At 46.8% G+C, this 20,196-nt stretch carries 20 protein-coding genes; 14 read left to right on the top strand and 6 right to left on the bottom strand.

Going from position 1 to position 20,196, the window contains the following annotated elements; all coding sequences use genetic code 11:
* Positions 1–171 precede the first annotated feature (171 nt).
* From F3I09_RS01015 to F3I09_RS00985, 7 genes are all read left to right on the top strand, one after another.
* A complete protein-coding gene (locus F3I09_RS01015; RefSeq protein ID WP_149693179.1) occupies positions 172–384 on the top strand; it encodes a hypothetical protein in 213 nt (70 codons plus the stop codon).
* 39 nt (positions 385–423) lie between these two features.
* Entirely contained in the window at positions 424–813 is a 390-nt protein-coding gene (locus F3I09_RS01010; protein WP_149693178.1) for a hypothetical protein, read from the top strand.
* A gap of 81 nt (positions 814–894) precedes the next feature.
* Complete coding sequence (locus F3I09_RS01005; RefSeq protein WP_149693177.1) at positions 895–1,443, top strand: heavy-metal-associated domain-containing protein; 549 nt, start codon at positions 895–897, stop codon at positions 1,441–1,443.
* A gap of 33 nt (positions 1,444–1,476) precedes the next feature.
* On the top strand, positions 1,477–2,337 hold the full coding sequence (locus tag F3I09_RS01000; protein ID WP_149693176.1) for a transporter: 861 nt from the start codon (positions 1,477–1,479) through the stop codon (positions 2,335–2,337).
* Positions 2,338–2,584: 247 nt separating this feature from the next.
* Positions 2,585–4,246, top strand: coding sequence for a murein L,D-transpeptidase (locus F3I09_RS00995; protein WP_188133633.1), 1,662 nt, complete (start codon positions 2,585–2,587; stop codon positions 4,244–4,246).
* 30 nt (positions 4,247–4,276) lie between these two features.
* Entirely contained in the window at positions 4,277–5,170 is an 894-nt protein-coding gene (locus F3I09_RS00990; RefSeq protein WP_223233100.1) for an AraC family transcriptional regulator, read from the top strand.
* 138 nt (positions 5,171–5,308) lie between these two features.
* The gene (locus F3I09_RS00985; protein ID WP_149693174.1) at positions 5,309–6,316 is read left to right on the top strand and encodes an aldo/keto reductase; all 1,008 of its coding nucleotides are present in this window, start codon (positions 5,309–5,311) and stop codon (positions 6,314–6,316) included.
* Between the two features lie 196 nt (positions 6,317–6,512).
* Here F3I09_RS00985 and F3I09_RS00980 read toward each other — a convergent pair whose 3' ends face one another.
* Positions 6,513–7,745, bottom strand: a complete 1,233-nt coding sequence (locus F3I09_RS00980; protein WP_089834935.1) for an NADP-dependent isocitrate dehydrogenase — start codon at positions 7,743–7,745, stop codon at positions 6,513–6,515.
* 193 nt (positions 7,746–7,938) lie between these two features.
* Entirely contained in the window at positions 7,939–9,204 is a 1,266-nt protein-coding gene (gene icd, locus F3I09_RS00975) for an NADP-dependent isocitrate dehydrogenase (RefSeq protein ID WP_149693173.1), read from the bottom strand.
* A gap of 88 nt (positions 9,205–9,292) precedes the next feature.
* On the opposite strand from icd, the gene F3I09_RS00970 reads away from it, so the two are divergent.
* The 5 genes from F3I09_RS00970 to F3I09_RS00950 all read left to right on the top strand — a co-directional run bounded on the left by F3I09_RS00970 (position 9,293) and on the right by F3I09_RS00950 (position 13,055).
* Entirely contained in the window at positions 9,293–9,979 is a 687-nt protein-coding gene (locus F3I09_RS00970; protein WP_223233099.1) for an SGNH/GDSL hydrolase family protein, read from the top strand.
* Positions 9,980–10,095: 116 nt separating this feature from the next.
* Positions 10,096–10,866 carry a LiaI-LiaF-like domain-containing protein gene (locus F3I09_RS00965; protein ID WP_149693171.1) on the top strand — a complete coding sequence of 257 codons (771 nt, stop codon included), beginning with the start codon at positions 10,096–10,098 and terminating at the stop codon, positions 10,864–10,866.
* A gap of 34 nt (positions 10,867–10,900) precedes the next feature.
* Complete coding sequence (locus F3I09_RS00960) at positions 10,901–11,254, top strand: DUF4288 domain-containing protein (protein ID WP_149693170.1); 354 nt, start codon at positions 10,901–10,903, stop codon at positions 11,252–11,254.
* Between the two features lie 24 nt (positions 11,255–11,278).
* Positions 11,279–12,337, top strand: a complete 1,059-nt coding sequence (locus tag F3I09_RS00955; RefSeq protein ID WP_149693169.1) for a sensor histidine kinase — start codon at positions 11,279–11,281, stop codon at positions 12,335–12,337.
* Positions 12,315–13,055 carry a LytTR family DNA-binding domain-containing protein gene (locus F3I09_RS00950; protein WP_149693168.1) on the top strand — a complete coding sequence of 247 codons (741 nt, stop codon included), beginning with the start codon at positions 12,315–12,317 and terminating at the stop codon, positions 13,053–13,055. The genes F3I09_RS00955 and F3I09_RS00950 overlap by 23 nt, the downstream gene beginning before the upstream one ends.
* Before the next feature lie 59 nt (positions 13,056–13,114).
* Here F3I09_RS00950 and F3I09_RS00945 read toward each other — a convergent pair whose 3' ends face one another.
* Both F3I09_RS00945 and F3I09_RS00940 read right to left on the bottom strand, forming a co-directional pair.
* Positions 13,115–14,992, bottom strand: a complete 1,878-nt coding sequence (locus tag F3I09_RS00945) for an Nramp family divalent metal transporter (RefSeq protein ID WP_149693167.1) — start codon at positions 14,990–14,992, stop codon at positions 13,115–13,117.
* A 108-nt stretch (positions 14,993–15,100) separates the two neighbouring features.
* Positions 15,101–15,763 carry a metal-dependent transcriptional regulator gene (locus F3I09_RS00940; protein ID WP_223233098.1) on the bottom strand — a complete coding sequence of 221 codons (663 nt, stop codon included), beginning with the start codon at positions 15,761–15,763 and terminating at the stop codon, positions 15,101–15,103.
* 138 nt (positions 15,764–15,901) lie between these two features.
* Between F3I09_RS00940 and F3I09_RS00935 the strand changes: the two genes are divergently transcribed.
* Positions 15,902–16,822 (top strand): hypothetical protein, encoded by a 921-nt coding sequence (locus F3I09_RS00935; RefSeq protein WP_149693165.1) that lies wholly within the window; start codon positions 15,902–15,904, stop codon positions 16,820–16,822.
* Positions 16,823–16,877: 55 nt separating this feature from the next.
* On the opposite strand, the gene aat is transcribed toward F3I09_RS00935, so the two are convergent.
* A complete protein-coding gene (gene aat, locus F3I09_RS00930) occupies positions 16,878–17,495 on the bottom strand; it encodes a leucyl/phenylalanyl-tRNA--protein transferase (protein ID WP_223233097.1) in 618 nt (205 codons plus the stop codon).
* Positions 17,496–17,521: 26 nt separating this feature from the next.
* Complete coding sequence (locus F3I09_RS00925) at positions 17,522–17,830, bottom strand: ATP-dependent Clp protease adaptor ClpS (protein ID WP_106602012.1); 309 nt, start codon at positions 17,828–17,830, stop codon at positions 17,522–17,524.
* A gap of 164 nt (positions 17,831–17,994) precedes the next feature.
* Between F3I09_RS00925 and F3I09_RS00920 the strand changes: the two genes are divergently transcribed.
* Positions 17,995–20,151 (top strand): cation:proton antiporter, encoded by a 2,157-nt coding sequence (locus F3I09_RS00920; protein ID WP_149693163.1) that lies wholly within the window; start codon positions 17,995–17,997, stop codon positions 20,149–20,151.
* The last annotated feature ends 45 nt before the right edge of the window (positions 20,152–20,196 follow it).

Below are 20,196 nucleotides of genomic sequence, written 5' to 3'. Positions count from 1 at the left end.
ACGTTAACAACTACCTGAAAATACGTGTAGCTGAGACCGTAAACTTCTTTAAATCAAGATATTAAGTCTGTGTTGAGTAAACCGTTTTACTACTGTTAAAAGGCTGCAGTCGTCAGCACACTGCAACCTTCTGGCGTGCTCTTTGTTTAAGTTTGTATAAAGCATTTTAACATGAAGGCGTTTACAGTAGTTATCAACACAGACAGGTATTACGTGAAACCTTTGAACGGTCATTCACCCCGCTTTCTCGTGAAAGTAAATGGGCAGGATGTAGTTTTTGAACATGATATGGACGGCCACGTCAGAGCCGAAGCTACTAAAGCAGCCAGCATGTCATTATTACTGGGTTTGGCAGACAAAATCGAAGAGAGCGCAGGGATGTAAGCAAATCTGGCAGTAAATTGCTAAATTTGCATCCTCAACATGAAGAGATTTATAACCATATTACTAGCTTTCCTGTATATCACGCTCACCAGTGGGTTCACGGTGAACGCGCATTACTGTATGGGTAAGCTGGCTTCCGTGGATTTTAAATCTCATGCGGACGATGTTTGTAATATGTGCAGCAAACCCGGGAAAAAGGGTAACTGTTGCAAGGATGAATACAAATATTGCAAAGCAGACGTTTCCTCTCATGAAGTTGCCAAAGTGCAGCAAAACAGTGAGCCATCCGTAAAGGCACTCAGCCTGCCGGTGGTCATTGTACCTGTGCCCGCATTAACCATTACCCATCTTACTACAATTAATAATCACGGTCCGCCTGACTGTGAACATACTCCCCTGTACATACAATACTGCACTTATCTGATCTGATCGTACACTTAATAGCCATCTGCTGAACGCAGTAAGCGTACGCAATACATATGTTTATTATCAGGTACAAATCATCAGATCATGAAATCATTCTTTGCAATCATATTCCTGGCCATAGGCCTGCATTTCACCTCTTCCGCACAGATCAAAAAAGCTTCCTTACAAGCCTCGGGCCTAACCTGTGCCATGTGTTCAAGAGCTACCCTGGAAGCACTGAAAACACTCCCCTTTATTGATAAAATAGATACAGACCTGAACAACACCACTTTCCTCTTGTCATTCAAGCCCGGCGCAGCTGTGAACATAGACCAGATCAGGGCTAAAGTGGAAGATGCTGGTTTTTCTGTAGCCAAACTGGTACTGATCGCATCATTTGATAAAGTAGCGGTTGAAAAGGATGCACATATTCAGTATGCTGGCGTGACTTTTCACTTCATTAATGCTAAACAGCAGGTGTTATCCGGTGATCAGCAATTGACTGTAGTAGACAAGGACTTCATATCTGCGAAACAGTTTAAAAAGTTTAGTGCGCAAACCACCATGCCCTGTTATCAGACAGGTATGATGGCGGGTTGTTGTAAACCCGGCGGCCAGACGGTTCCGGCGCGTATTTATCATGTTACCATCTGATTCACCGGGAATAATCTCCAGTAATATTTATAAATGAAAAGAGCCTTATTCTTTATCATTCTCCTTATACCTGCATGGTTGCGTGCACAGGAGTTATATGTCTCTACTGAACCTGCCAGTAATATGCCGGCCAATTCTTTGGGCTTGCGTGTAACCAACCGGTTCTTTAAAATGGAAGCTGAAGGAGTGACAGGTATGCGTATAGAGCCGGAACTGATGTGGGGAATCTCTAAAAAGCTGATGGTACATGTGGCCGGACTGGCTTCTAACCAGATGCAGCCTTCCATTGAATGGGAAGGGGCAAGTATTTATGCCAAATACCGCTTCCTTTCCAAAGACGATGTGCATTCACATTTCCGGATGGCGGCCTATGCGAAGGGTGCCATTATCAATAATCCTTTCGCACCCGTAATGCGGGAGCACATGCGTAAACCTTATAATAATCAGGAACTCGACCTGGAAGGCGGCGCCTCCGGTGTTGCCGGCGGTATTATCGCCACACAGTTGCTGCATAAGCTGGCGCTTTCTGCCACAGTGGGGTATAACAGGTTTATGAACAATACCAAAGACAAGCGGCCGGATGATATGCCTGCCAACGCTGTAAACTACAGTTTATCAGCAGGTTATTTGCTGCTGCCACGGAGTTATCGCAGCTATGAGCAGACCAACCTGAACCTCTACATTGAATTTTTGGGTAAAGCCAATACAGACGCGTTGAGCCGGAGTCAGTATTTGGATATAGCTCCAGCTATCCAGTTTATTTTTAATAGCACCACGCGATTGGATTTTTCTTACCGTACACAATTATTTGGTGACATGTCTCGCAATGTATTTAATACCTTTACATTACGGTTCGAGCACAATATTTTTAATATTTCAACAAAAAGAAAATGAAGAAGGCATTGATAACAGTACTTCGGTTTATCCAGTCACTGTTTGTGAAGAAGAATTGTTGTAAATAACTATTCCAATCTATTAGTAAATTGTTGCTCTTCCTGAGGTTTCCGCAAGGAAACCTGAAAAAGGTGTATCGTATTTTCGATACACCTTTTTATTTTTCGTTCCCCCTCTAACGCCAAACAATATATTTTCCAAAATTTGTATATAGCAAATGCCTATCTTTAACCCATTGTTATCGCCAATGAAGTATAGGTTTCTAAGGGACAATTTGACTATTGTAATTGTATTGTTTTCATTGTTTGCCTGCCACAGAAAGCGGGTGCTCCGGGATAAAGAAATTGTAAAGGATGTACGGCAGCTAAGTGAGGTGATTCCGGAAAATATAGCAGAACGTCTTGAATACATTGTGGACAATGAAGATGTCATGGAGGATAGTGTACCAGCGCTGCGTAGCGGGGCACTGACTTATTTCTATCAGCAGACCAGCAACAATCCCGTATGGTCCACGGAAGGTGTGCTTGATCCCCAGGCAGATTCCCTGTTTTTTTATGTGTCTCATGCTGATGAATCCGGACTGAATCCGGCCGTATATCACAATGTGGCGCTGACACAGGCCATGAAACGCCTCAGGGAAGACGATGCTGCTAAAAAAGACGCTGCACTCTGGGCTCAGGTGGATGTGCTGATGACAGACGCTTTTATGAAGATGGTTACTCATCTGCGCTTTGGGGTCGCTCCGAGGGATAGTATCACTTTACGCCGGGATTCCGTTTATTCAGATACCCTGCTGGCCAATTACCTGACCTCTGCTCTGCACCAGCATATAGTCGGGGCCACCTTACGATGGCAGGAGCCGCAGCACCAGGGATACCAGCTGCTGAAATCAGCCTGGATCAACTTTAAGGGAAAATATAGTGACATGAAATGGGATTCTGTGCCCACTTCATACACCGATACGCCGGCCTACCGGCAACTATTGATCAACCGGCTGGTACAAAGTGCTCACCTGGATACCTCCGGCGGACATAGCACCGATACGGCGCTCCTGAAGAAAGGTATCCGCGCCTTTCAGAAAGAATTTAACATGTATGAAGATGGTCAGGCCGGCAAAAAAACTGTCCAGGCGCTGAATAAGACCTTCCGCGACTGGAGTGCCCAGGTGGCCGTGAATATGGACCGCTGGCGTAAACTGCCTGATACCCTTCCCCAGCGCTTCATCCTGGTGAATGTGCCTGGTTACAGAATGGAACTGTGGGATAGCGGAACAGTAGTGCTGACATCAAAGATCATTGTAGGTGCGCCGCGTACACGTACGCCTATGCTCAATTCCCGCATGACCAATTTCATCATGTATCCCTACTGGCGGGTACCATTCAGCATCACGATCAAAGAAATGCTGCCTGCTATCAAGAGGGACAGAGCCTACCTTGCTAAAAAGAGCCTGGAGATCATTGACAGGGACGGGAATGCCATCAATCCTGATAGCGTGAACTGGGACCGCATGAGCAGAAACTACTTCCCATATGTACTCCGCCAGATGGATGGATTGGAAAACTCACTGGGTATCATGAAGTTCAACTTTATGAACAAGTATTCGGTATATCTCCACGATACGAACAACAGGGGCCTTTTCTCCAATGCCTACAGAGCGCTTAGCCATGGCTGCGTGCGTGTACAGCAATGGGATAGTCTGGCGATGTACCTCACAAAAGATGATGCCCGCCACCCGCGCGACAGCATGCGTATGTGGCTGGCGAACGGGAATAAGAAGCAGATCGATATACAGCGTTCAGTGCCTATTTACCTGCGATACTTTTCAGCAGAAGGAAGGGAGGGACGTATTGTATTCCATGAGGATATCTACGGAGAAGATAAGGTACTGCGGAAGATAATGGGGCTGTAGGGTTTATTTGATTTCCGTACCTTTGCCTCCATGTCTGACAATCTATCTGTGGCAGAAAAGGTAAAAGCAGGAATGCCTGTTTTTTATAATAATACACCGCCCGATTTCAATGTGGCGTACTATGAAGTGAGGAGTGTTTCCATCTCGCTGCCTTATCACCGGCGCGACTATTTCAAGATCTGGATCATTATTGGTAACAGCAGGTTGCATTTTGCCGACAAGACTATTGATATTGACAGACAGCGACCAGCCATCGTATTCTCCAATCCTTTAGTGCCTTATTCCTTTGAAACGGAAGACGACGAACGTTGCGGGTACTGGTGTGTTTTTACGGAAGAATTCTTCCGGACCAAAGACAGAAATGAAAGCCTGCAGGAATCTCCATTGTTCAGGATAGGAGGGGATAACGTGTTCTATCCGGACGAAGAACAACTGGCTACGTTCCGCCATTTATATGACAGGATGATCGCTGAAATGAGCACTGATTATGTTCATAAATATGATATGATCAGAAGTTACATCAACCTCATTATCCATGAGGCAATGAAAATGCAGCCAGCCATGAACGCCGCCAGGCATAAAAATGCCAGTGAAAGGATCACTAACCTGTTCATAGAACTACTGGAACGACAGTTCCCTATTGAATCTCCCCGGCGTACATTGGTGCTCAGAAGAGCAGGCGACTATGCCGCGGCGCTTTCCGTACATGTGAATCATCTGAACTTTGCGGTAAAGGAGATCACCGGCAAATCTACTACCACACATATCACAGACAGGTTACTTAATGAAGCCAAAGCCCTGCTGAAACATACCGATTGGAGTATAGCGGATATCGCCTACAGTCTTGGCTTTGAATATCCGAACCACTTTAATAACTTTTTCAAAAAGAATACCAATACCACCCCGCTCACATTTAGGAAATGAAGCGCCATTCATAGTAGCCCTTCCATTACGATATTCTACCCTGTTGCTATTTGATTTTTGTATTTTTTTCTTTGATCACGGCTCTTTTCCGGTACCGGTGTGGGATACCTTTGCGCGGTAAACATTTAAATAAATCGCATGAAGTATAAAGTATTGGGAAACACAGGACTGACGGTGTCCAGCTTATGCCTTGGCACCATGACGTTTGGAGGAAAGGGGATATATCAGGTGGTAGGTACACTGGGCCAATCTGCCGTGGATGAATTGTTCAAACGTGCAGTGGACGCCGGTATCAACTTTATAGATACCGCTAATGTATACTCAGAAGGAATGTCGGAAGAGCTGACAGGACAGGCTATCCGGAACCTGGGTCTAAAGCGGGATGACCTGGTGATTGCCACCAAGGTTTGTGCTGCCATGGGCCCTGGTGTGAATGACAAAGGGCTCTCCCGCAAACATATTATGCAGCAGGTGGAAGCAAGCCTGAAGCGGCTGAATACTGACTATATCGATCTTTACCAGGCGCATGCCTATGACCCGGTGGTACCACTGGAAGAGACATTAAGAGCTATGGACGATCTGGTCACCAGTGGGAAGGTGCGCTATATTGGGGCAAGCAACAACGCCGCCTGGCATCTGATGAAGGCACTTGCTTGTGCTGAAAAGCATAACCTGCAGCCATATATCTCCATGCAGTCTCACTATTCCATTGCTACCCGTGAACTGGAAAGGGAAGTGATCCCGGCACTGACAGACCAGCAGGTCGGTTTGATGGTCTGGAGCCCTTTATGCGCAGGCTTGCTGAGTGGTAAGTATAAGAGAAATGGAGAATCGACTGAGGCCGGCCGGTATAAACAATATTCCTTTATTCCTGTGGATACAGAACGTGCGTTTAACATCCTGGATGTGTTGGAGGTAATGGCTGTTGAGAAAGGAGCGACTGTTGCACAGCTTTCGCTGGCATGGCTGCTGCATCAACCTGCTGTGACAAGTGTGATAGTAGGAGCAAACAAGTTATCCCAGCTGGATGATAATCTGCAGTCTGTAAATGTTCAGTTTACATCCGAAGAACTGCAGCGACTTGATGAAGTGAGCAAACTGCCGGTGGAATATCCTAACTGGATTTTTGATTGGAGGAACAGATAAAAACGGCTATAGGCAACGGTGTCAATCAGGAGCAAATCGAAAACTTTGGAAGAAAGGAATATGCGTGGCAACAAAACGCGATCGGCTCCGTAGGTGCCGTGTGTTTGTAACGCGGGGTGATAACCCCGGAGCCAAAATAACAAGGTCCCCGCATGTGCAGGGACCTTGTGTTTATATCAGTATTACGTACGTGAACTTACTTTTTCAGTTTCGCTTTCAGCGCGTTATCCAGTTCCTGGAGGAACTCTTCAGTGTAAAGATAATGCTTTCCGTGCTCAACTTTGTTACCGTGTATACAAACAGCCAGATCTTTTGTCATTTTGCCGCTTTCTACTGTTTCAACGCAAACAGCTTCCAGTGCATGACAGAAGTCGATCAGCTGCTGGTTTTTGTCCAGACGGCCACGGAATTCCAGACCACGGGTCCATGCGAAGATAGACGCGATAGGGTTGGTAGAAGTTGGCTTACCAGCCTGGTGGTCGCGGTAGTGACGGGTTACAGTGCCGTGTGCAGCTTCTGCTTCCATTACAGTACCATCAGGAGTTACCAGGGTGGAAGTCATCAGACCCAGTGAACCGAAGCCTTGTGCAACGGTATCAGACTGAACGTCACCATCGTAGTTCTTACAAGCCCATACGAAGTTACCATTCCATTTCAGTGCGCTGGCCACCATGTCATCGATCAGACGGTGCTCATAGGTCAGGCCATTCTTCTGGAATTCAGCTTTGAATTCGTTCTGGTAGATCTCTTCGAAAATGTCTTTGAAACGGCCATCGTATTTTTTCAGGATGGTGTTCTTAGTACTCAGGTACAGCGGCCATTTTTTGATCAGCGCCTGGTTGAAACAAGCACGTGCAAATCCTTTGATAGACTCGTCAGTGTTGTACATAGCCAGGGCAACGCCGTCGCCTTTGAAGTTGAATACTTCGTGCTCGATCACTTCACCGTTTTCGCCTTCGAACTTGATGGTCAGTTTACCTTTACCTTTGGTTACGAAGTCAGTAGCGCGGTACTGGTCGCCGAAAGCGTGACGGCCGATGCAGATAGGAGCAGTCCAGTTAGGCACCAGGCGTGGAACGTTCTGGGTTACGATTGGCTCACGGAATACAGTACCGTCAAGGATGTTACGGATAGTTCCGTTTGGAGACTTCCACATCTGTTTCAGCTTGAATTCCTTCACACGCTCTTCATCAGGAGTGATGGTAGCGCATTTAATACCAACACCTACTTCCTTGATAGCATTAGCAGCATCAATGGTCACCTGGTCATTGGTAGCATCACGATGTTCCATGCCAAGGTCAAAGTATTTGATATCAACATCCAGGTAAGGAAGGATCAGTTTATCTTTAATGAATTTCCAGATGATTCGAGTCATCTCATCTCCATCCAGTTCAACCACCGGGTTGGCGACTTTGATTTTTTCTGCCATTTCGACTTTGATTTTTAATTAGATACGAGTGTTCATGTGATAATCGTGAAATATACGATAACCGGGTATAATTTACAAGTTCCGCTTCTCATGGGTTGGCATTGCAACAATTCTTTGACAAAAAAATGAATTATCACTGTCTACCAACGCCTTGAAAAGCGGAACTATATGTCTTTGTGTATATCCTGTAGGGTTACAGGTGTTTGATCACTTCATCTGCAAATTCACTGGTTTTTACCAGTGTGGCATCGTCCATCAGCTTGTAGAAGTCAATGGTCACACGTTTACGTGCGATCGCTGTGCTGAGGCCGTGTGTAATAATATCCGCAGCCTCTTTCCAGCCCATGTATTCCAGCATCATTACGCCGCTGAGGATAACGGAGCTGGGGTTCATAGTATCTGTATTGGCGAAGCGTGGTGCAGTACCGTGGGTGGCTTCAAATACAGCATGGCCGGTCAGATAGTTGATATTGGCGCCCGGAGCGATACCGATACCGCCTACTGCAGCAGCAAGCGCATCGGAGATATAGTCGCCGTTCAGGTTCAGGGTAGCTACTACAGAGTAGTCCTGTGGCGCCAGGAGGATCTGCTGAAGGAAGTTATCCGCGATAACGTCTTTCACGATCAGTTTTTTATGTGCGATGGCTACATTCAGTTCTTTGTTGGCCTCTTCTTCACCGCTGGCTTTTTTGGTAGCTTCCCACTGTTCCCAGGTGTATACCTGGTCGCCGAATTCACGCACCGCCAGTTCATAACCCCAGTTTTTGAAGCCGCCTTCGGTGAATTTCATGATATTCCCTTTGTGTACCAGGGTCAGGGAAGGTAGTTTCTGTTCCAGCGCATATTTCAGTGCCGCACGTACCAGCCTTTCAGTACCTTCTTTGGACACAGGCTTGATACCCAGGGAAGAGGTTTCCGGGAAACGGATCTTCTTCACACCCATTTCGTTCTGCAGGAAGTTCAGGAGCTTTTCAGCCTCTGGTGTTCCGTACATATATTCTATACCAGCATAAATATCTTCGGTGTTCTCGCGGAAGATCACCATGTCTACCCTTTCAGGATGTTTAACCGGAGAAGGTACTTTATCAAACCAACGTACAGGGCGTACACATGCATAAAGGTCCAGTTCCTGGCGCATTGCCACATTCAGGGAGCGGATACCACCACCTACCGGTGTGGACAATGGTCCCTTGATGGATACCAGGTACTCTTTAAATGCATCCAGTGTTGCTTTTGGCAGCCATTCGCCTGTCTGCTGAAAGGCTTTCTCCCCAGCCAGCACCTCTTTCCATTCTATCTTTCTTTTTCCACCATAGGCTTTTTCAACAGCTGCGTCAAATACACGCACACTCGCCCGCCAGATATCAGGTCCTATTCCGTCACCTTCAATGAATGGAATAATGGGATGATTAGGCACCTGTAACTGGCCATTGGTCATTGATATTTTTTCTGCCGGCATAAAACAGTTTCTTTACGAGTTTCGTAATTTAATTAACGAGCGCAAAGGTACGGAATCCACACATCTTATGGGCCACTATATATGTTCTATGGTCTTTTTCTTATTTTTAACTGCAAAAAAAGAAGAGATCCCTATGATACCGGTTATTCACACCGCCCAGGACACTGCTGTCAGCAATTTTACCTATCTGGCCCTGGGAGATAGTTATACAATCGGAGAAAGTGTGCCGGAAGAGCACCGTTTCCCCGTACAGACAGCCAGACTGCTGGCTGCAAAAGGTATTACCATCGCCCCTCCCCGCATTATTGCCAAAACGGGATGGACAACCGATGAACTGGAAGCAGCTGTCAACGAGGCCGCTATTACCGATACCTTCAGTGTCGTGACCCTGCTCATTGGGGTGAACAACCAATACCGTGGCCGCAGTATAGCAGAATACAAGACCGAATTTACCCGCCTGCTGAAACAGGCCATCCAGTTTGCCGGTGGGCACTCCGACAGGGTGGTGGTCCTGTCCATTCCGGACTGGGGAGTCGTTCCTTTTGCTGAAGGCCGCGACAGGCAACAGATCGGCGATGAAATAGATGCTTTTAACGCCGCCAATAAGACCATTGCAAAGAAACTCCGGGTGCACTACCTTGATATTACCCCCGACAGCCGGGAAGCCGCCGGAGATCCCAGCCTGGTGGCCAGCGACGGCCTGCATTACTCCGGCAAGGAAATGGCCATCTGGGCCGGTAAATTAGCCGGTATAATGGAGGCCATCCTGCAATGATCATTTTTACCGCCTTTTTCATGCCCTTTACCGGGAATGAGGAACCTGTTAGCCTAAATAGGCTTTCATAACCCGCAGGCTCTTCCTAAGTTTGTACCGTAAATGTTAAATATCATATGGATAACCAAGAATATACGAAAGACGAAAGACGGGCGGAAAGGAGAGCCGGAAGACAGCAGAGAAGAGCTGAGAGAAATGAAGGCTATAAATTCGGCAAAGGCATCATCTTTTTACTGATCGGTATTTTCCTCTTTGTAAGAACCCTTGATCCAAATGTCCCTGAGTGGGTATTTTCCTGGCAGACATTACTGATTACCATAGGCGTCGTTGCTCTGGTAATGAGCAATTTCAAGAACTGGGGCGGTTTGATCATGATACTCGTAGGCACCATTTTTATGATAAAAGAATATGTGTATCTCTCATACGATATCACCCGTTTTATATGGCCAGCCGTATTCACGGTGGTCGGCCTCGCGCTGATCTTCGGGAAAAGACAGGAATCTACTATGAAGGACCGGCGGGTACTGCCTCCCACTACCAGTGGAGAAGATTATATTGACTCCTCCGTTATTTTCAGCGGCGAGAACAGGGTAGTCGTATCCAAACAATTCAAGGGTGGGAAGGTCGTAGCCATTTTCGGGGGCGCTGACTTTAACATGATACAGGCCGACTTCCAGGACCGTATTGAATTTGATGCCACCTGCATTTTCGGCGGTATTGAACTGATCGTTCCTGCCAATTGGGATGTACGCCTGGAATTGCAGACTATCATGGGCGGTGTGGAAGACAAACGCCCTGTAGAACTGCTGGCCAACAATTCCGACAAGATCTTCGTGATCAAAGGCATCTGCATCTTCGGCGGAATTGAGATTAAAAACTATATCTGATTAACTTTATTTCATCCTCTAATAATCATATTTTATGCAATGGTTTGTAGCCAAGATCGTTTACCAGATCATCACCGGAACAGGAGACCATAATCCACAGTTTGACGAACAATTACGACTGATTAGTGCAAATACACGTGATGAAGCCTGGAAACGTGCAAGCGAAATAGGAGTACATGAACAATATGCCTTCAGGAATCAAAGACAGGAACTGGTAGAATGGCGCTTTATCAGCGTACCGGAAGTGAATGTACTGGACAACCTGGGGGATGGTATGGAACTCTATTCCCGTATTGAAGAACCAGGAGATGCCAAGGCATATATTTCCTGGATGCAGGTAAAAGCGAATCACCTGAAAGGACAGCACCTGCTGGACGTTCACGCTTAATTATTTAAACTTTATTCCGAGTCTTTGGCAAATCCACTACTGGCAAACAAATCTTTCAGATGGGCTTTAATAGGAGCAACCTATGTGTTTACCATCCTGCATGCCTACCTGTTGATATGCTGGTTTAACATCAGCGACAGTATAGCATGGACAGACAGCGTGGTGCACAATGTGTTGCTGGCGGTGACAGGCGTAGCTGTTTGTTTCAGTATGTCGCACTACCGGCCTGCAAAAGCGAAGTACCTTTTCCTGCTGGTCTACTGCACAGGACTTACCATCGTATGGGAAACATTCAGCTACTGTATCCTGTATCATATTTTTGATTCAGCAACTTATTATCAGACCTGGATGATCACCGCGATCCCCATACGCTTTATCATAGGCTGGCTGGTGATCACCGCGCTGGGTTTCAAAAACGTGATGTGGTACGGTATGGAAGACCAGCGGGAAGAGCTGGCACGTAAAGAAGCTACAGAGCGGATGGCAAGAGAAGCGGAATTGTATAAACTGAGACAACAGCTGCAACCGCACTTCCTGTTTAACAGCCTGAACTCTATCAATGCGTTGATCGCTTTACGTCCGCAGCAGGCAAGGGAAATGGTGCTGAAGCTGAGCGATTTTCTGCGGGGTACGCTCAAACGCGAAGACCAGCAATGGATCTTTCTGCCGGAGGAATTACAGTATCTGCAGTTATATCTTGATATTGAAAAAGTGCGTTTTGGTCACCGTTTATCTACAGAAATTACTGCGGATGATAATACGGTACGTTTAATGCTCCCGCCGATGCTCCTGCAGCCCGTCGTGGAGAATGCCATCAAGTACGGACTATACGATACAACAGAATCTATTACAATTTCAATTGCAGCATGGCAGACAGATGACATGCTCTATATACAGGTGAAGAACCCTTTTGATCCTGAACTGCAAACACACGCCGGTACAGGATTCGGACTCTCATCTATCGAACGGCGGCTCTATCTGTTATTTGGCAGAAAAGACCTGCTGGAAGTAAAAGCAAACGGAAACATTTTTACTACCCTGATTAAAGTGCCACAACTATATGATAAAAGCAGTAATAATTGATGATGAGCCCCTGGCGCGTGAGATAGTGAAGGAATACCTGCAGTCCTTTCCGCAGGTACAACTGATGCAGGAATGTGGAGATGGATTTGAAGGGTTGAAGGCCATACAGCAGCAACAGCCGGATATTATCTTCCTTGATGTACAGATGCCTAAAATTAATGGCTTTGAAATGCTGGAACTGGTGGAAGAACTGCCTGCTGTTATATTCACTACCGCATTCGAGGAACACGCTATCCGCGCTTTCGAAGTGAATGCCATAGACTATCTGCTGAAACCATTTTCAAAAGAACGCTTTGATAAAGCAGTACAGAAATGGCTGGACCGCCGTGCAGCCGATGAACTGCAGCAAACGGCAGCTGTGCTGGAAACTGCGGCTACATCACCATTACAGAGCAATAGGGTAGTGGTGAAGATCAGTGGTAAGATCAAGATCATTCCGGTGCAGGATATCCACTACCTGGAAGCTGCGGATGATTATGTAAAAATAGTGACACCGGAAGGAACTTTCCTGAAGAACAAAACTATGCAGTTCTTCGAGAAATCGCTGGACCCGCAACAGTTTGCGCGTGTACACCGTTCCTATATGCTGAACATCAACCAGGTGACGCGTATTGAACCTTATGAAAAGGAAAACCACCTGGCCATTTTAAAGACCGGCGCTAAAGTACCGGTAAGCAAGACAGGATATCCAAGGCTGAAAGCAGCGCTGGGATTATAAGATATATTGCTTTTTTCAGGAGAAGAGGGAGAGATGCTTGTCATCTTTCCCTTTCTTTTTTATTGTACAACCAATACTGGTATGCGTACTTTATGTCTCACCTGGTTGGTCGTTTCCCCATAGATCCAGTCTTTAATACCGGTATGTCCATGGCCGCCCAGCACCAGGAAATCAGCTTCTTCTTCCTTCACGATCCTCACAATTTCTTCCGCACGATGCCGGTAGCCCAGTAAGCCTTTAGCCCTGATATTCCTTGCATGTAGTAAGGAGATGTAAGCCTGCATCTGCTCTTTGTCTTTCCTCGTTTCAAAGTCGTCAGACTCTCTTCCAAGGTATCTCGCAGAGGCGCTTTCAACAACATGTATAAGCAGGTATTCCGTCATCGGATTTCCATGCGCCAATGCATTGGAGATGATCCTTTCATCGTCCCTGCTGAAGTCCAGCGCCAGTGCGATACGATTATATACCGGCGGCTGAATATCTCCCAGTGAGAAGTCAGGCGTGGTATGAATGCGTGCAGATGCTTTCTGTTGATAACGGCTGATAAGCGGATAAGCTATCGTAATAGCAATAAGCGCCAGGAAACCCAGGCCTGCAGCAATGATCAGTATATCTATCCAGATGTTGCCATTGTTGCTGATATACTTTGCCGCTTCTGTATACACCATGCGGGTGTTGAGGTAAACCAGCAAAGCGGTGATGACCCAGCTGATCACTTTTACCAGCGGACCAACAGCATAACTGCCCATGGTCTTTTTATCGCTCACAAAATGTATAAGGGGGATAATGGCAAAGCCCAGTTGTAAACTTAATAGCACCTGGCTGAATACCAGCAGTTCACCCACTTTCTCCGGACCGGCGATCAGGATCACAAACAAAGCCGGAATGATAGCCAGCAATCGTGTAAGAAGGCGGCGCAGCCAGGGATTGATACGCAGCCGCAGATAACCTTCCATCACGATCTGTCCTGCCAGTGTACCCGTTACGGTGGAGCTCTGCCCGGCGGCAATCAGCGCGATCGCAAAGAGGGTAGGGGCCCATTTGTTACCTAACAAGCCTTCCAGCAGCTGATGTGCATCCTGGATCTCGGCAACGTCTGTCCGGCCGGTTTTGAAGAATACAGTCGCCGCCAGTATCAGGATGGCCGCATTCACAAAGAAGGCCAGGTTCAGCGCCACGGCACTGTCTATAAAGTTAAGCTTCAGCGCCTGCCGGATGCCCTTTTCATCACGCTTGATCTTACGGGTCTGTACCAGCGCTGAGTGCAGGTAAAGGTTATGCGGCATAACGGTAGCCCCTATGATACCGATTGCAATATATAACGCAGCATTATCGGGGATGGTAGGTACAAAACCTGTCACTACTTCACCCATCACTGGTTTGGCCATCACCAGTTCCACCAGGAAGGAGGCGCCTACTATAGCTACCAGGGTAATAATAAAGGCTTCCATCTTCCGGATACCATAACGTTGCAAGATCAGCAGCAGGAAGGTGTCCAGCACGGTGATGCTCACACCCCATTGCAGGGGTAGGCCCGTGAGCAGTTGTATACCGATGGCCATACCCAGCACTTCTGCCAGGTCTGTGGCTGCAATGGCCACTTCGGCCAGTATGTATAAAATGAAATTGACGCCGGCGGGATAGGTTTCGCGGTTGGCCTGCGCCAGGTCCCTTCCGCGTACGATACCGAGACGGGCGCTCAGCGATTGCAGCAGCAGCGCCATGAGGTTACTCATTAAGAGCACCCACAACAATTTATAACCATATTGGCTTCCGCCTGCCAGGTCTGTGGCCCAGTTGCCGGGGTCCATATATCCGACGCTGACGAGGTATGCAGGACCGAAAAATGCCAGTAGTTTGCGCCAGCGGCTCGTGCTGGGCACAGTAGTGTCTACACTTTGATGAACTTCGCCTAACGATGTGTGCTGATGATTCATATGTTAGCTGTTATGCAGTCGCAGACCTCTGCCGGTTGTCCCTTGTACAATGTGTCAGGAGTGACCTGTATGCGTGTTAATGAACCGGATGTATTGTCTGCCGACTGCTTATATCGGTTTGACCATTATATTTTTTGACACCTGCTCACTGATGGTAAAGGCAGGCTGATTACGGATCTTCAGTTCGATAGAGTTGTCAAACTCATACCGTTCTATTACATCCAGTTGTGTCCCTAAACGGATACCTTTGGCATTCAGGAATTCCAGTAGCGCGGTCGACTTGTCAGAAACGGCCACTACTTCCAGTCTTTTAGCCTTGGTTTTATGCAAAGGTGTATGTGCGCGGGGCTTGCCCATTTTACCCTGGGCGTCAGGAATAGGATCGCCATGAGGATCTATCTGTGGGTTACCCAGGAACTCGCTGAGGCGGTTGGTCATCTTTTCACTGCGTACATGCTCCAGCTCTTCCGCCAGCTCATGTACCTCCTCCCAGCTGAATGCTAATTTATCTACCAGGAAGCATTCCCATAGGCGATGCCGGCGGATAATGGATAATGCCGCCTTTTTTCCGTCCGCAGTCAGGTTGATCCCCTGGTATTTTTCGTATTCGATGAGTTTCTTTTCCTTTAGTTTTTTTGCCATATCGGTAACCGATGCAGGCTTGGTGTCCAGTTCGCTGGCGAGTGCGTTGGTCGAAACCGCTTCCTGTCCCTCTTCTTCCAGTTTATAAATTGACTTGATGTAATTCTCCTCAGCAATCGACAAATTCATAATTCCTTAAAATAAAGTTTAGGTAAATCTAAATAAAAGGTGTGAGAATTACAAATGCAACGGTCCGGGCGGTACCCTTATTTTGATCATATCATTTTTTTCTCTAACTTTTCGGCCATAATAAACAAGCATATACGCATGAATAAGCTCGTGTTAGCGCTGTTGACTATCGGTTTACTGGCCGGTTGTGGATCAAAAAAGAAGAATTCAGGAAAAGATGCCTTTACGTTTGAAGATTTCCGTCATTTATTTACACAGGGAAAACTGCCCTACAAGCTAACCCCGGAAACTTTACGGGAGAAATCATCCGATTCTGCTGCTATCCCGCCGGAATTAATGAAACAGTTCCTGGTAGATACATTGGGTAAATCTGACTTTCCTGAAGGAACCGTTATCAGGTTCTACCCGCTGGCTGTTATAGATGGTGCTGCCGTGAATTACTTTGTGGTAAAAGCAGCGGGTAAAGCAACAAACACGGCTTACATATGCTTCCTTGACAAAAAAGGTCATTACCTGGATCGGCTGACTGTTGCAAAGGTGGACGACAAAAGAGACCAGCATTATTTTTCCATAGATACCCGTCAGGTCATCAAGATCACTAATGAAAGTGAACTGAGTCCGGGACATACGGCTATCAGGGAAGACTTTTATGGTGTTGCAGAGGATGGAAAGACAACGCTGATCATGACGAACACCAGTGGAGACGCTACTGCGAGTCAGATCTTTAACCCGATTGATACATTATCTGCAAAGCATAAACTATCCGGCGACTATCTTTCCGGCGAAACCAGCATTGTATCTATCCGTGACGGAGAAGATCCGAAATCATTCCTGTTCTTTATCTCCTTCTCAAAAGATAAGACAGGTTGTAAAGGTGAATTGTCCGGAACAGGGCATTTCACAGGTGCTAATAAAGGTGAATACAAAGACAAGGAAACATCCTGTGGTATTGCTTTCCAATTTGCTTCCGGTAAGGTGAGCATCAAGGAAATAGGAGGATGCGGTGCTTACAGGGGCGTGCGTTGTTTCTTTGAAGGAAGTTATAGCAAGAAAAAGTAAGTACGATCAGGTATAAAAATGGACTCCGCTTCGTGTATAATGGAGCGGAGTTTTTTTATTGAGATTTTTTGATGATGCTGAGGAAGTCCTCACGGGCGATCATTCTTGCTCCCAGTGAAGCCAGATGGCCAGTATAAACCTGGCAGTCTATCATTTCCAGTCCCTGTTCCTTTGCATATTGTACAAAGGTGATAAAGGCCGCCTTAGAAGCATTGCTGACGCGGGCAAACATAGACTCACCAAAGAAACAGTCTCCAAGCTGTATGCCGTAGAAACCGCCTACCAACTTATCCTGCTGCCAGCATTCTATGGAATGTGCATAACCGGCTTCATGTAATGTAGTATAGGCTTTTTCCACTTCCGGTGTGATCCAGGTGCCATCCTGACCGGGCCGGGGCGACTCTTTACATCCCCTGATCACTCCGCGGAAATCCTTATTGATGGTAAATGTGAATACGCCCTTCTTCAGCACCTGTTTCATGCTGGCGGAGATCTTCAGTTCATCAGGAAATAATACGAATCTTGGATCGGGGCACCACCAGAGGATGGGTGGCTCATTATACCAGGGGAAAATACCTTCACTGTAAGCCAGCAGTAATCTGTCGGGCGACAGATCCCCACCATAGGCCAGCAGTCCATCCGGTTCCGCCAGGTCAACAGGTGGGAAAATCAAATCATTGCTAAGTTGAAATACCGGCATTAGCTTTCTACCGCTTCTTCAAGAGTAGCGCTGATGCCCCTGTCGAGCAGCGCTTCACACATAGGGCGAAGACGGGAGAATTCACCTTGCTTCACGGCATATTTGCCATTGTGGTGAATGATCAAAGCACATTGTTCAGCCTGTTCAGGGGAATGGTCACACACTTCAATCAAAGATTGAATCACCCAGTCAAAGGTGTTGACCTCATCATTCCATACAATGAGGCTGAAAGGGAACTGCTCATCTTCAGCCACCAATACATCTTCCCATTCTTTTGTTTGCGTGCCTGTTTGCTTACGCTGGCTCATAATCCGGTAGAAACTTTACACAAAACTACGGCTAATAATCGTTAAATTAAATAGGAAAGTTTTAAACTGATGCTACAGCAGGGAATTTGAAAATCATGTGTTTAACATAATAGGTAGGCATTGGCTGATAATTGTTATTATTGTGGTCACTAGAAGCGTAGGTTATGAATGTATTGAACGGCACTAAATTGTTGATGGATATTAGTTTACCGTTAAAAGATCCAGTTCCCATTTTCTCTTTGGTATTGTTTATCATCCTATTAGCCCCTATCATACTCCGTAAGTTCCGTATTCCGAGTATTATAGGTCTGATACTGGCGGGGATGGCTATTGGCGACCATGGGTTCAAGATCATTGAGAAGGGGAGTATTGACCTGTTTGGAAAGGCCGGTTTACTCTACATCATGTTCCTTGCCGGCCTGGAGCTGGATATGACTGAGTTCAGGAAGAACCGTAACCGCAGTCTCGTCTTTGGCGCATTTACCTTTTTCATTCCGCTTATTTTAGGATATCTTATCTGCACTTACCTGCTGCACTTCAATTTCATGGCTTCCTTGCTGGTATCCAGTATGTTTTCTACGCATACACTGGTGGCGTACCCATTGGCCAGCCGTTTGGGCATCACCAAAAATGAAGCTGTCACCGTAGCTGTAGGAGGCACTATTATTACCGATACAGCTGTACTGGTGATACTTGCGGTCATTACCGGTGCCGCGGCGGGCAACCTGAATACGCATTTCTGGGTACGCCTATCTGTATCCCTCGTTGTGTTTGGCGCTATTATACTCTGGATATTCCCGTTGATAGGGCGTTGGTTCTTCAAAAAGATCAAAGACGATAAAACATCCCACTTCATCTTCGTACTGGCGCTGGTATTTCTGTCAGCCTTCCTGGCTGAACTGGCAGGTGTGGAAGGTATCATCGGCGCTTTCCTGGCAGGCCTTGCCCTGAACCAGCTGATACCGCACACTTCCCCGCTCATGAATAGGATAGAGTTCACAGGCAATGCCCTGTTCATTCCCTTCTTTCTGATCAGCGTAGGGATGTTGGTAGACCTGCGGGTATTGCTGAAAGGCCCCGAAGCCCTGATGATAGCAGGTGTGCTTACAGTGATGGCGCTGGTCAGCAAATGGTGCGCAGCATTCTTTACACAACTTTCATTTGGTTATACGCCTACACAACGTAATGTAATATTCGGATTGAGCGGTTCACATGCTGCCGCTACGATCGCTGTGATACTGATAGGGTTCAACATGGGCATCATCAATGAGAATGTGCTGAACGGTACCGTGGTGCTGATCCTGGTTACCTGCCTGGTAAGTTCTTTCGTAACAGAAAGTGCAGGCCGTAAACTGGCTATTGTGGAAGCAGAGCGGAAACCTGTGGAGGAAGAGATGCCCGAAAGATTGCTGGTGCCTATTTCCCGGCAGGGACATATGGAATCGCTGCTGGATTTTGCCCTGATGATCAAAGATCCCGATGCCAATACGCCCATTTATCCGCTGGCCGTAGTACAGGATGGTGAAGAGGCAAAACAGAAGGTGGCGCTTACCGGCAAGATCATGGAGGCAGCTGTTATGTACGCGGGGGCTACAGAAAGTAGAGTGCAGGCCGTAACGCGAATTGACCTGAACGTTTCTGATGGTATTGCACGCGCTGCAAAAGAACTGATGATCACGGATGTAGTGCTGGGCTGGACAGATAAAACCACTACAACAGAGCGCCTCTTTGGCTCTATCTTCGGTACAACGCTCGACAACGTATTACAGAGTGTGTGGGAGAACATCTATGTGTGCGATTTCCACTATCCGCTGAACGCCACCCGTAAACTGGTGCTGGTCATGCCTAAGAATGCTGAATATGAAATAGGCTTTCTGCATTATATACAAAAGGTTTTCCTGCTCAGTAAGCAGATAGGAGCGAGGTTGCTGTTGTGTTGTTGTGCCAAAACACAATCCGCTGTAGAAGCCTATCTGCAACAGTTTAAACTGAGTATAGAAATTACCTTCAAACAATTCAGCAACATCGAAGAGCTGTTGAAGCTTGAAAAGGATATCACCAAAAATGATCTCCTCATGGTGGTAGCTGCCCGTAAAGGAACACTCTCTCATCATCCTTACATGGATGGTATGCCGGGACGTTTAAGCAAGCATTTCTCCGCCAATAATATTGTGCTGATCTATCCTGAGCAAACAGAGATGGATTACATAGAAGCAGGTGTGCAACCTGAAGACCTTACGCTGGCGCCTATCCAGGAGCAGCTGGCCAATCTGAATAAGCTGGGTAAAGCAGTAAAACGCATCCTCAGCGGGAAGAAATAGTTTACCGCATCCTTTCAATGTGAATAAGTGGCATTCCCTTCATGG

It is taken from the genome of Chitinophaga sp. CF418 (assembly GCF_900142925.1).
GTDB lineage: Bacteria > Bacteroidota > Bacteroidia > Chitinophagales > Chitinophagaceae > Chitinophaga.
This window is presented reverse-complemented; position numbering and strand designations above follow the sequence as displayed.

What these genes read in the sequence shown, in the direction of transcription:
- F3I09_RS01000 (WP_149693176.1), top strand. Translation starts at nt 1,477, where the DNA reads ATGAAAAGAGCCTTATTCTTTATCATTCTCCTTATACCTGCATGGTTG.
- F3I09_RS00990 (WP_223233100.1), top strand. Translation starts at nt 4,277, where the DNA reads ATGTCTGACAATCTATCTGTGGCAGAAAAGGTAAAAGCAGGAATGCCT.
- F3I09_RS00965 (WP_149693171.1), top strand. Translation starts at nt 10,096, where the DNA reads ATGGATAACCAAGAATATACGAAAGACGAAAGACGGGCGGAAAGGAGA.
- F3I09_RS00920 (WP_149693163.1), top strand. Translation starts at nt 17,995, where the DNA reads ATGAATGTATTGAACGGCACTAAATTGTTGATGGATATTAGTTTACCG.
- F3I09_RS01005 (WP_149693177.1), top strand. Translation starts at nt 895, where the DNA reads ATGAAATCATTCTTTGCAATCATATTCCTGGCCATAGGCCTGCATTTC.
- icd (WP_149693173.1), bottom strand. Translation starts at nt 9,204, where the DNA reads ATGCCGGCAGAAAAAATATCAATGACCAATGGCCAGTTACAGGTGCCT.
- F3I09_RS00945 (WP_149693167.1), bottom strand. Translation starts at nt 14,992, where the DNA reads ATGAATCATCAGCACACATCGTTAGGCGAAGTTCATCAAAGTGTAGAC.
- F3I09_RS00980 (WP_089834935.1), bottom strand. Translation starts at nt 7,745, where the DNA reads ATGGCAGAAAAAATCAAAGTCGCCAACCCGGTGGTTGAACTGGATGGA.
- F3I09_RS01015 (WP_149693179.1), top strand. Translation starts at nt 172, where the DNA reads ATGAAGGCGTTTACAGTAGTTATCAACACAGACAGGTATTACGTGAAA.
- F3I09_RS00935 (WP_149693165.1), top strand. Translation starts at nt 15,902, where the DNA reads ATGAATAAGCTCGTGTTAGCGCTGTTGACTATCGGTTTACTGGCCGGT.
- F3I09_RS00940 (WP_223233098.1), bottom strand. Translation starts at nt 15,763, where the DNA reads ATGAATTTGTCGATTGCTGAGGAGAATTACATCAAGTCAATTTATAAA.
- F3I09_RS00950 (WP_149693168.1), top strand. Translation starts at nt 12,315, where the DNA reads ATGATAAAAGCAGTAATAATTGATGATGAGCCCCTGGCGCGTGAGATA.
- F3I09_RS01010 (WP_149693178.1), top strand. Translation starts at nt 424, where the DNA reads ATGAAGAGATTTATAACCATATTACTAGCTTTCCTGTATATCACGCTC.
- F3I09_RS00925 (WP_106602012.1), bottom strand. Translation starts at nt 17,830, where the DNA reads ATGAGCCAGCGTAAGCAAACAGGCACGCAAACAAAAGAATGGGAAGAT.
- F3I09_RS00985 (WP_149693174.1), top strand. Translation starts at nt 5,309, where the DNA reads ATGAAGTATAAAGTATTGGGAAACACAGGACTGACGGTGTCCAGCTTA.
- F3I09_RS00970 (WP_223233099.1), top strand. Translation starts at nt 9,293, where the DNA reads ATGGTCTTTTTCTTATTTTTAACTGCAAAAAAAGAAGAGATCCCTATG.
- F3I09_RS00960 (WP_149693170.1), top strand. Translation starts at nt 10,901, where the DNA reads ATGCAATGGTTTGTAGCCAAGATCGTTTACCAGATCATCACCGGAACA.
- F3I09_RS00995 (WP_188133633.1), top strand. Translation starts at nt 2,585, where the DNA reads ATGAAGTATAGGTTTCTAAGGGACAATTTGACTATTGTAATTGTATTG.